The 11,229-nt window shown below is 69.1% G+C and carries 9 protein-coding genes and 1 pseudogene; 4 read left to right on the forward strand and 6 right to left on the reverse strand.

What is annotated here, in order from left to right:
- Window positions 1-78: 78 nt before the first annotated feature.
- Window positions 79-1,557: an aldehyde dehydrogenase gene (locus K6I34_RS20960; protein WP_229327855.1), complete on the reverse strand. Its 1,479-nt coding sequence runs from the start codon at window positions 1,555-1,557 to the stop codon at window positions 79-81.
- A gap of 148 nt (window positions 1,558-1,705) precedes the next feature.
- Here K6I34_RS20960 and K6I34_RS20965 point away from each other — a divergent pair, with 148 nt between their 5' ends.
- Window positions 1,706-2,980, forward strand: a complete 1,275-nt coding sequence (locus tag K6I34_RS20965; protein WP_229327856.1) for a cytochrome P450 — start codon at window positions 1,706-1,708, stop codon at window positions 2,978-2,980.
- Window positions 2,981-3,426: 446 nt separating this feature from the next.
- Window positions 3,427-3,612 (forward strand): DUF1737 domain-containing protein, encoded by a 186-nt coding sequence (locus K6I34_RS20970; RefSeq protein ID WP_229327857.1) that lies wholly within the window; start codon window positions 3,427-3,429, stop codon window positions 3,610-3,612.
- 393 nt (window positions 3,613-4,005) lie between these two features.
- Here K6I34_RS20970 and K6I34_RS20975 read toward each other — a convergent pair whose 3' ends face one another.
- From K6I34_RS20975 to K6I34_RS38940, 3 genes and pseudogenes are all read right to left on the reverse strand, one after another.
- Window positions 4,006-4,320 carry a hypothetical protein gene (locus K6I34_RS20975; protein ID WP_229327858.1) on the reverse strand — a complete coding sequence of 105 codons (315 nt, stop codon included), beginning with the start codon at window positions 4,318-4,320 and terminating at the stop codon, window positions 4,006-4,008.
- 82 nt (window positions 4,321-4,402) lie between these two features.
- Window positions 4,403-4,690, reverse strand: a complete 288-nt coding sequence (locus K6I34_RS20980) for a hypothetical protein (protein WP_229327859.1) — start codon at window positions 4,688-4,690, stop codon at window positions 4,403-4,405.
- 423 nt (window positions 4,691-5,113) lie between these two features.
- Window positions 5,114-9,041: pseudogene (locus K6I34_RS38940) on the reverse strand (ricin-type beta-trefoil lectin domain protein); the annotation flags it as partial.
- A 425-nt stretch (window positions 9,042-9,466) separates the two neighbouring features.
- Here K6I34_RS38940 and K6I34_RS38945 point away from each other — a divergent pair.
- Both K6I34_RS38945 and K6I34_RS20995 read left to right on the forward strand, forming a co-directional pair.
- Window positions 9,467-9,583 carry a DUF1737 domain-containing protein gene (locus K6I34_RS38945; RefSeq protein ID WP_374230981.1) on the forward strand — a complete coding sequence of 39 codons (117 nt, stop codon included), beginning with the start codon at window positions 9,467-9,469 and terminating at the stop codon, window positions 9,581-9,583.
- Between the two features lie 148 nt (window positions 9,584-9,731).
- Complete coding sequence (locus K6I34_RS20995; protein WP_229327862.1) at window positions 9,732-10,661, forward strand: tectonin domain-containing protein; 930 nt, start codon at window positions 9,732-9,734, stop codon at window positions 10,659-10,661.
- Between the two features lie 99 nt (window positions 10,662-10,760).
- On the opposite strand, the gene K6I34_RS21000 is transcribed toward K6I34_RS20995, so the two are convergent.
- Entirely contained in the window at window positions 10,761-10,991 is a 231-nt protein-coding gene (locus tag K6I34_RS21000) for a hypothetical protein (protein ID WP_229327863.1), read from the reverse strand.
- Window positions 10,985-11,229: DUF6415 family natural product biosynthesis protein (locus tag K6I34_RS21005; protein ID WP_229327864.1), on the reverse strand; the 245-nt coding region annotated here is incomplete at its 5' end. The genes K6I34_RS21005 and K6I34_RS21000, both read right to left, overlap by 7 nt.

Genomic DNA, 11,229 nt, shown 5'->3' on the forward strand with positions numbered 1-11,229 from the left:
GTCCCCTTCTCCCGCGCCCTGACGGGTGACCCGCCGTCCGCTGCCGTACCCCGGGGGGCACGGCAGCGGACGCGCCCGTCAGCTCCCCAGGTAGACCGACTTCGGCTGCTGGTAGGACGCCAGCCCCTCCGGCCCGAACTCCCGGCCGTTGCCGCTGTTCCGCACCCCGCCGAACGGCCCCACGATGTCCGCCGCGTAGCCGTTGACGCCCACCGTGCCCGTCCGCAGGCGCCGGGCCACGCCCAGGGCCCGCTCGGGGTCGGCCGACCACACGGTTCCCGCCAGGCCGTAGGGGGAGTCGTCGGCGAGGCGGACGGCGTCGTCCTCGTCCTCGTAGGGGATCACGCACAGCACCGGCCCGAAGATCTCCTCCCGGGCGACGGCCGCGTCGTTGCCGACGCCGGAGAAGACCGTCGGCTCGACGAACCAGCCCCGCTCCAGGCCCTTCGGCCTGCCACCACCGGTCGTCACCCGGCCGCCCTCGGCGCGGCCCCTGGCGATGTACCCCTCGACACGGTCCCGCTGCGCCCGGGTCGCCAGCGGGCCGACCTGCGTGTCCTCCTCCAGGGCGTCCCCCACGCGCAGCCCGGCGGCGAGGTCGGTGACCGCGTCGACGACCTGCCGGTAACGGCCGCGCGGCGCGAGGATCCGGGTGCTCAGGTAGCACGTCTGCCCGTTGTTCAGCAGGGTGGCCTCGAACAGGCTCTCCGTCAGGGAGCCGAGGTCGGCGTCGTCCAGGACGATCGCCGCCGACTTCCCGCCCAGTTCCAGGTTCACCGGCCGGAGCAGCCGCGCGCACTCCTCCGCGATGGCCCGCCCCACCGCGGTGGAGCCGGTGAACGCGACCTTGTCGACGCCCGGATGCCGGACGAGACCGGCACTGGCCTCCGCCCCCGCCGGCACCACGTTCACCACGCCCGGCGGCAGCCCGGCCTCCGCCACGGCCTCCGCGACCAGGAAGGCGTCGAGCAGGGTCGGCGGAGAGGGCTTGAGCACCACCGTCGCACCGGCCGCGAGCGCGGGCGCGAGCTTGGAGAACGTGAGCGTCTGCGGGAAGTTCCACGGCGTGATCGCCGCCACCACGCCGACGGGCTCCCGCCGCACCAGCGTGGTTCCCGCCAGCCCCGGGCGCCGCTCCTCCACGGGCAGCTCGCGCAGCAGACCGGCGTAGTAGCGCAGCAGTTGCGCACCGCACACCGCGTCGGCCACCCGGCTCAGCGTGATCGGCATGCCGTTCTGCGCGCTGACCCGCCGGGCGAACTCCTCGGCGCGGCTGTCGAGCGAGGCCGCGAACCGCTCCAGCGCCGCCGCCCGCCGCCCGGGCTCCCAGCGCGCCCAGCCTCCCGGGTCGTCGAAGGCCCGGCGGGCGGCCAGCACCGCCGCGTCCACATCGGCCGCCGCCGCCTCGGGCACCCGGCCGATCGGCTCCTCGGTACTCGCCGAGTGGATCGAGGTCATCCCGGAGGCCGACGGGGCCACCCATCGGCCGCCGATGAACAACGAGTCGTAGACGAGCTCCACGGCCTTCTCCTCCAGCGCAAGAACAAAAATGGTCATGACAAGGCTGGGACAGTGCGGTAATCCGCCGCTCCGGAGCGGCGGATGAGCGGCCGGTTACGTTCCGCTGGGCCCGGGCGGAGCAGGCACGGATACGTTCGAATTCGTTCGGGTCCGGACGACGACGCGTACTCATGGAGCTCAGCTGATGACCGACGGCACGTGCCCCCACCTCATGGACCTCTCCGGCCGCGACATCCACGGCGAGGCCGACCTGCTGCGCAAACGCGGGCGTGCGACGCAGGTCGAGCTTCCCGACGGCATCGTGGTGTGGGTGGTCACCGACTACGAGCTGGTCAAGCAGCTGCTGACCGACCCCCGGGTGTCCAAGGACACCTACCGGCACTGGCCCGCGTGGGAGAACGGCGAGGGCGAACTGGCCCGCAGCTGGCCGCTCGCCATCTGGGTCCAGGACCAGAGCATGATCACCGCGTACGGGGCCGAGCACGCCCGGCTCCGCAAGATGGTCGCCAAGGCGTTCACCGCCCGCCGCACCGCCGCCCTGCGCCCGCGCATCGAGGCCGTCACCGCCGACCTGCTGGACGCCCTCGCCGCCCGCCCGGCCGACGAGCCCGTCGACCTCCGCGAGGAGTTCGCCTACCCGCTGCCCACCCAGGTCATCTCCGAACTCCTGGGCATCCCCCACGAGATGCGCGACCGCTTCCTCGGCCTGGTGCACGGCATCTTCGACACCCAGGCGTCGGCGGAAGAGGCGAGGGCCAACGAGGAGGCCCTCTACGCCCTCCTCCGGGAGCTCGTGGACGTCAAGCGCCGCAGCCCGGACGACGATCTCATCAGCTCGCTCATCGTGGTACGCGACGAGGACGACGGCGCGGGACTCACGGAGCGCGAACTGATCGACACCATCCTGCTGATGTTCACCGCCGGCCACGAGACCACGGTGAACCTCCTCGACCACGCCGTCCACGCCCTGCTCCGCAACCGCGCCCAGCTGGACTCCGTGCGGTCCGGCGACGCCGGGGCGGCGGCCTGGGCCGACGTCATCGAGGAGACGCTCCGCCTGGAGGCGCCGCTCGCGAACCTCCCCATGCGCTACGCGGTGGAGGACATCGTCCTGGACGACGTGACCATTCCCCGGGGAGACGCGCTGATCATCGGCTTCGGGGCCGCGGGCCGTGACCCCGGCCACCACGGCGACACCGCCGACCGCTTCGACATCTCCCGCCCGACGCGCAAGGACCACCTCGCCTTCGGCCACGGCGTCCACCACTGCCTCGGCGCGCCGTTGGCCAGACTGGAGGCCGAGATCGCGCTCTCCGCGCTCTTCGCGCGTTTCCCGGACCTGGACCTGGCCGACCCGGCGCGGGAGCTCCCGCCCCTGGAGTCGTTCATCTCCAACGGCCACCGCGAACTGCCCGTCGTGCTGGGCACGGAGGAGAAGCCGGCGCCGCTCCCGGCGTGACCCCTGCGCGACCCCGCCGTGCGCGCCGGTGTTCCGGGGGCGCGGGCCGGGCGGGGCGCCCTACGGCTGCCTCCTCGCACCCCGGTGCGCGGTTTGTCCGTCCTGATGTCAGACGAGTCTCCCCTTCCGGGAACGGCCCGGGCGGAGTTCAGGGGGAACCGTATGAGGAGATTCCGGCGGGGGCTGCGGGGGCCCACGGCGCGCGAGGGACGGCGGGAGGCCGTCGCGCTCGGGCTGTTCGGGGTCCTGCTGGTGAGCGCGGCGCTGGTGACAGGCGCCTCCGCGGCGACCGCGGCACAGGAGGCGTCCCGGCACCCGGCGGCGGCGCCCGCGAAGCGGGAACCCGCCCGGAGCGGGCAGACCTCACGAAGGGGGTCACTCGAAGCCGGAGGAACGTGCAGGCCCGGCGGTTCGGTTGGATGAGGCAGTCTGAGATCCTTCTCCTCATGAGTACGTCACCTGACGGATTGCCCGTCTACCGAGTCCTGACCGGTCCGGACGATGCCGCGTTCTGCCGGCGTGTGAGCGAGATGATCGGCCTCGGCTACGAACTGCACGGAGGTCCCGCCGTCACCTTCAACGGCGAGAGCGTCATCGTCGCCCAAGCGGTGGTCTGGCCGACACGGCCGTGACGGCCTGGGGAGCGGCGGCGGCCGTGATCGGCCCATCGCGTGAGAAGGTCCCTGCGGGCTGAGCGAGTTGCGAGGGACGCCTCGTTTCCCGGTCGACGTCGCCACGGACAACTGGCGCCTGGAGCCCCCCACCCGGGCATGGGGCTCCAGGCAGACCATTGCGGCGACTTCCTTTAACCTTGACACCTTCCAGCGGCACGGACCCGCACCAGGACGCTCCGATCCTATGGGCGGTGGGCCGCACGACGGGGCGCACGGTCACGATGTCCGTGTTGGCTCCCTGATCTTCCTGGTCGGCGCTGGGGAAGCATCGGAGCTGCTGCATTCCGTCGGTGCTTCGGTGCTCACGTACGGGCCTGACGGCGTTGCGGTGTCAGGCGAGCCCTCTGTACGTCACGGTCGGCCCTGGCCCGATTTCCCCGCGCCCTCGAAGTACAGATAGCCGTGAGAGGCGATCGCGAACTCCGCTGCCGCCGCGATCTTCCGCACGGTGCTGTTCCTCTTCTCTTCAGGGAGTTGCTTCAGCTCCTCGACGAACTGCCTCAGCTGCAGTTCGTTGAGCATGGTGTCGCCATGGCGCTGTACAGCACGCATGACGCTGCCGTCAGGGGCTGCCTCGCACAAGGCCAGGAAGGTCTCCTTGCGGTCTTCGTGGGTCTTGGCCATGCGTCCGCGGTTCTGGTCTTCCACATATACGACGAGGGGCATGCGATGCGTCTTCCTCCAACAGTGCAGGGCGGGCGAGGCGGGGTGGGAATCCACGCCCACCCCGCCTGGTCGGACTGTCCGATCAGTCCCCGGAGATGTACAGGTATCCGTGCCGGGATGCCGCCTCTTGAGCCATCGTCATCACTTGGCGAATCACGTCGGTCTTCTTCCCCTCGGGGAGTCGGCTCAGCTCCGTTACGAACCACCCCAGCTGGACCTCGTTCAGCATGGTGTCGCCGTAGCGCTGCACGCTACTCATGACGCTGCCCTCCGGCGCCACCTGGCACGCCGCCATGAAGCTCGCTTCGGCATCGTCACCGACCAACTCCGAGATACGCTCGTGGAGCCGGTTCTCCACGTAGAGGTACATCTCTCGTCCCTTCCCTTACATGGCCGGCTTCTCAACCGGATACATCGTGCGTACGCTTCCGTATTTGTCCTGTGCGAGCAGGAACCACGATGTCGGCTTGCTTCCGGTCTTCTCCGATGTAACACCGACCATCCTGCCGACGTCGACGTAACGCTCGAAGTTTCCGTCAGGGTTCGGCCCGACAGCCTTGACTCTACTGGCCATCTCGACCAGCTCGTCGAGATCCACCGTGGCATCGAACACTCCCCTGTAGGGGTCGATTTTCGCACCTCCCTGGACGTGCTTACCTCGCACGTACTCCTCGCCCAGCACGTCCAGAAGCGGGGGGAGACAATCATCGGCTGCCGCGCTGCGGGCAAAGCCGGAAGGCACGGCGACCCTGCATCCGACTGCTGTTGACGCCTGCGCTTCCCTCACCTTGCGGCCGATACCGGCTACCGCATCGGCATCGATCCCAGCGTTCCGCACACCCTTCCAGGCGTCGCCGATACCGACGCCCGCCTTGAGCGCCTCGCTGAGCTTGGCCATGGCTTTGACGCCCTGAAGGATCTTTTCACCAGGGACAAACGCCGCAGCGGCCCATGCACAGCCGGACGAACTGCCGTGCCAGCAGTCCACGAAGTCATGAGTAAGCGCCTGCCAGATGCCCTTGAGGAAGGCTTTGTCGACCTCCTTGACGATGTCCCAGTTCGAGTAGTGCTTGGTGATTTTCTTCGTCAGGCCCTCGTAGGTCTGAGTGCCGAGGAACACCGTGTCCGACTTGGGGCAGCCAGCCTCCGTCGCGGGCACGTTGGGGTTCGTGCACAGGTAGAAGCTGACGGTCGCGCTGAAGTGAAGGGTGTAGGTGACGTCGCAGCCGCTGTTGCCCATTCCGAGTTCACATGTGGTCGCCTCGGGATCACCACTCGGCGTCATTCCGTCGACGACATAGAACGTGCCGCCGATGCCAGTCCCAGCCCCTGTGACTACTTGCTTGTTCGCTTGATTCCGAGCGGCTGACTCGGCGGCCTTCTGCGCTTCCTCGGCGGCTTTCTGCGCATCCTTGGCGGCCTCCTCAGCCGCGGTGGCGTCAGCGGCGGCGCGGTCGGCGGCGGCGCGTGCGTTCTTCGCCGCCTTCTCCGCCTCGCCTGCGGCCTTGCGTGCGGCGTCCGCGTCAAGGGCTGCCTGGTCGGCGGAGCTGCGGGCGTCTTTCGCGTATCCCTCGGCACGAGAAGCGGCCTTGTCGGCGGCATCGGCGTCATCGGTGGCCTGCTGGTCGTACTCGATGGAGCGAGCCAATGACTTCGCTGCCTCGGCCGCGGTTTGCGCCGCCTCGGCCGCGTAACCGAGGGCTTCCTTCGCCGATCTACGGGCATCTGCTGCGTGCCCGGCCGCCTCGGCGGCCAGCACGTAGGCGGCCTTCGCATCGCCGGTCGCCGTGTCCGCAAGGCTCTGTGCCTGTTCCGCGGCCTTCTGCGCATTGTCGGCGTGCGCCTGGGCAACGGCCTTTTGTTGTTCTGCGATCTCCTTCGACGATTGCCCGGCGAGTACTGCCAGGCCCGCAGCCGGGTCGGTGGTGATGTAGGGAGATCCGAGCTGAATCGCGTCATTGGCCGGCGCAGCTACCTGCTGAGCGGAATTACTCGCGTCCTCCGACGCTTGCGCCGTGGTATGAGCGTGGCCGGCGGCCTCGGCCGCCCCTGCCACCGCCTTGAGCGACTCGGCCTTGGCCCCATCGGCCTGCTTCCTGGCATCGGAGGCCGCCTTCTCGGCCTCATCGGCCAGCTTGACTGCGGCCCGGGCCGCTGCGGCGGCATCCTCGGAGGCTTTGATGGCACCGGCTGCCGCGTTCGTGGCCGTCTTCACAGCCGCATCCGCCGTCAGTTTGGCGGATTTCGCCGCATCAGCATCGGAGCGGGCACGCTTGGCGGCTGCTTCGGCACGAGTCGCGGCGGCATCCGCGTCGGCTGCTGCCTGCGTCGCCGCGTCGGCCTCACTGCGGGCTGATTTCGCTGCCGCCTCCGCAGTGCCGGCGGCTGTGTTCGCCGTATCCGCCGCGGCCCGGGATTCCTTGGCGCTGTCGTCGGCATTGTGTGCCTGGGCGTAGGCTTCCTTGGCATCGGCCTTGGCCCGGGCGGCATCCGCCTTCTGTGCCGCGTCCCATGCGTCGGCCTGCTTGGACTTGGCGTTGTCCCGTGCCTCTTCCGCATCCTTGCGCTTCGCGGCGGCGGCGGACTCGGCGGTTTCTGCCTTGTCCTGGGCGTCCTTGGCCTTGGTGGCGTAGCCTTCGGCGTTCTTTCTTGTGGTCGGCAGCCTCGGCCTGCTTCTGCGCGGCGGTCTCCTTCTCCGCCTTGGCCGTGGCCTCTTCCTTCTCCGCCGCGAGCCTCTTGGCCCGTGCGGTGGCAGCCGCTGCCCTGGCGTCGGATTCGGCCTTCTGCGTCTCGGCGAGCTTGGCCTTCGCGACATCGCTCGCGGACTTGGCGGACTTGGCCTGTACCGCGGCGGCGTCAGCGGCCGCTTTCGCCTGCGCGTTGGCTTCCTGAGCGGCGGCAGTGCGGAATGCTGCCTTCGACGCGGCGGCCTGGGTCAGAGCGCGGGCGGCGATGGTCTCGCTGTCCCCGGCGGAGGCCCTGGTTGCCGCATAGGCCGTCTCACCGGCCTTCGCGATCGCTTCCAATGCGGCGGCGGACGCCTTCGTGACCTGTGCCTTCTGCTGGCCGACCAGCAGGCCTCGCCCCCTGGGGGCACCCGCTCCGTCGGCAACCGCGTAGGCGGCCTGCTCAGCCTTGTCCGTGTCGGCAGCAGCCCTCTTGGCCAGGTCGGACTGGGACTTGATCAGGTCGAGCTGTCGCTGCGCCTCGGCCCGGGCTGCCGCGACGCCCTTCGCCGCCTTGTCGAACTGGTCCTGCTTGGGGTAGTCGAGCTTGTCGGTGCCGTTGTGACCGGAAGGAACGATGTCGAACTTCTGCGCGTCGGTACCGTTGCAGGCCCACATCCACGCGCCGCGCCCCTTGTCGAACGTATGCAGGTCGAGGCAGTTGCCGGTCCCGGTGTTGCGCAGACTGGTAGTACTGCGCGTGGAGTACTGCCACTGCTGGGCCCCGCTGCCGTTGCAGTTCCAGATCTGAACTGTCGTGCCGTTCGCGGAACCGGCACCCCTGACGTCGAGGCACTTGCCGGAGGCCACGCTGCGCAGCGTTCCGTCGACTACGGCCCACTGCTGCGCACCGGTGCCATTGCAGGTCCATAGCTGGACGGGGGTGCCGTTTCCTGTTCCCCCTCCTTGCGCGTCCAGGCACTTGTCGGCGGACGCGCGCAGGTGCACGATCAGCGGGCTGTCGCCGATCCAACCAGGGCCGCCGGGGGACCAGTAGTCCTGCCACCGGACCAGGTGATCAGCGATCCACGACTGGCCCAGCATCTCCCCCAGTGCCTTGGCCCCGATGGCGAGGGCTTTGGCGGCATCGCGGTTGGCACCGAGGATCTGATTGCGTTGCGCGGCCTGCGAGGCGATCTCCTGCTGCCACTCCTGCGACGCTGTTGCCAGCTCCTTGCCGAGAACCTTGTTGGGGTCGACAGGGGTGCGCCACGCGCATGCCGCAAACCGTGTCTTCAGATCCTCGACCGCAAGCCGGAACTCGAGGCTGCCCGGCTCCGGTGCGGTACGCGGGAACCCGCCCGAGGAGAGGAAGATACGGGCGTTGTCGGCTCCTGTCGGCTCCATCGAATCCGTCAGATGCGACCATGCCTCGTATTCGGCGTAGGCCCGCTGCCACTGCTCTGGAGGGAGTGACGGGTCCGGGGACTTGCCATAGACGGGAGTGCCGAGTTCTTTGAGGGCTTTCACCGTGGCGTCGTCAGCCGGGGGAGTCGGGTCCTGGTAGAGGACTTCTTCGCGCTTCCAGAACTGCTCCAGAACCCATGTGGAGAGACCGGTCTGCCTGAAGAAGCTCTGGCCCCGTCCAGCGGAGCCCGGTGGCCAGTTGAACCCGGCCTCGAAGTTGCGAGGCGGGGTGAGATCGTCCAGCGGCCTCCCCCAGTCATTGACGTGCCTGTAGAGGAGGTCTGCTTCCTTGTCCGCATCCACTCGGTCCTGGGTGAACGCATCAGAGAGCGGGGTATGGTTCCAGTACTCCCGGTTCGCCGCCGAGTGCAGCTTGTCCGGTGTCTGATTGAGCGCGTCCTGCGCGATGCCGAACATCGTCGGCCCGCCCAGACGCAGCACGCCGGCCATCAAGCACTGGTCCTGCCTCAACTGTTCGGCGGCGGTGGCATCGAAGCCGTCGTAGCTGTCAGCCGCTGCTTGGGCACCGGTGAGCCGACTGAACGCCTCCGGCCGTACGGCCAAGGCAACGAGTACAGCCAGTGCCAGTACGGCCGCTGTAACGAGGAAGGTGAAGCGCCTGGATCTTCGCGATAAGGGTCCGGGTAAACCAGATCTGGAAAGCAAGAAGTTCTCTCCTACGCAATGGGGAGGTGCGGAAGCGTGCCTGAGGAGGAGAGAACCGTCGCCAGGTGAGGTCAGAGGCAACGGGCAATGATCGCAACCGTGATGTGCGTAAACAGTCGGTATCGTGACATGACTGCCCCCTCGTCACTGCAGCACTGGCCCCCCAGCCGCCGGTTGACAGATGTGCACATCGGCGGAGCGGTCAGCTTCCGCCTGGCACATGGGTCACTATAGGCACATACAAACACCGCGTACCAAGGGTAATTTCAAGCCTCTTGGATCACTCGACGCTCAATGATCCACAATTGAGTTCAGGACGTGCAGGACGTGCAGGACGGGCGGCCCGGTTGATCTACCGATTCCTGACCGGTCCTGACGACGCCGCGTTCTGTCGGCGTGTGAGTCGGCTGGAAAGAGCCCTGTGGGGCGCACGGGTCTGTGCGGGGGCGCGAGGGCGGTTGTAGCGTGCTCTGCGTTTCGCACCGGCATGGCACCGTTCCCCAGCAGGAAAGGGCAGTCGAGTCGATGAGAACGCCGAGAACGCAGAGAACTCTGAGAAGGCCAGGGAGACCGCGAAGACGGCACAGACGCCTCGGCCGGCTGGCCGGCATCGTGGCGGCGATCGTCACGGCCCTGGCGGTCGTGGGCGCCGCGCCGGGGCCCGCGGCCGCGGGGAACAAGGCTCGCGCCACCGTCTTCGGTTCCTCCATAGCCGCCGCCCGCAACTACGACGGGCGCCTGGAACTCTTCGGTACCAACAGCGGGGACGGGGTCTTCCACCGCTACCAGGGCCGCCCCGGGACCGCCTGGTCGCCGTGGTACCAGTTCGACGGCGGACTGCGCGCCGTGGCCGCCGAGACCAACGCCGACGGGCGTATGGAGCTGTTCGGCGTCAATGGCGCCGGATACGTCTACCACCGCTGGCAGACCTTCACCGCGGACAAGCCCTGGTCGGACTGGGAGCAGTTGGACGGCGCCCTGACCTCGATCGCCGCCGCCCGCAACGCGGACGGCCGCCTGGAGATCTTCGGCGTCAACAGCAACGGCGCGGTATTCCACAAGTGGCAGACCGTCCTCGGCGGATTGTGGTCGCCCTGGGAACAGCTGGACGGCCAGCTCACCCAGATCGCCGCCGAGACCAACGCCGACGGGCGCGTCGAAATCTTCGGCGTCAACAGCGCCGGTGGGGTGTTCCACAAGTGGCAGACCGTCCTGGGCGGATTGTGGTCGCCCTGGGAGCAGTTGGACGGCTCCCTGACGTCGATCGCCGCAGCCCGCAACGCCAACGGCCGCCTGGAGATCTTCGGCACGAACGGCGCCGACCAGATCTTCCACCGCGCGCAGACCTCGATCGGCGGCCCATGGGCCGGGTGGGAGCAGCTGGACGGCCTGCTCACCCAGGTCGCGGCCGAGACCAATGCCGACGGGCGCGTCGAACTTTTCGGCGTCAACCGCGGCGGCTACCCGTTCCACCGCTGGCAGACGGCCATCGGCGGCCCGTGGTCGGGCTGGGAGCAGTTCGACGGTTTGCTGAGGCCCTGACGGCCGCCGGCCGCTGGCCGCTGAGGCCGCAACGGTCGTCACAGCACGCGCGTGCCGTCGGGGCTCTCCGTCCCGACGGCACACGGCTCGGTCAGGCATTCAAGACAGCCCCTGGACCCGTCGGACGTGCACGCGGGCGTAGTGCAGGGCCTCCTGCTTGTTGATCGCCGCCAGCGTGCCGAGGTCGTCGGCGAGGAGGGCCTGCCAGCCCTCGACGTTCAGGCGCCGGCACTCCCGGCACGGGGTCTCCGGTGGCGGTGAGGCGCTGGGCGGCCCGCCGGTGTGGGGCAGGGGGACGAAGGGGAGCCGTGACGGGTGGGCGTTCAGCACGACGAATTCCCTTCGTACAACGCCTTCTTGTGGTCGCGGAGTTCCCGCGCTGCCAGGGCCAGGCCGCGGGCGCAGTCGAAGGCGGACTGGAGCCCGTTCCCGGGCTTGAGCGTCTCCGCCCGGTGCAGCGCTTCCGCCGCGCTGCTCTCGGCCGCGGCGCGGCGCGGGTCGTCGGCGGGCAGGGCCGCGGCGGCGGCCTGTACGGCGGCTGCGGTCTTCTTGAGGTAGAGGCGGAGGA

The sequence above is a fragment of the Streptomyces sp. UNOC14_S4 genome (genome assembly GCF_020740835.1).
In the GTDB taxonomy this organism is placed as follows: Bacteria; Actinomycetota; Actinomycetes; order Streptomycetales; family Streptomycetaceae; genus Streptomyces.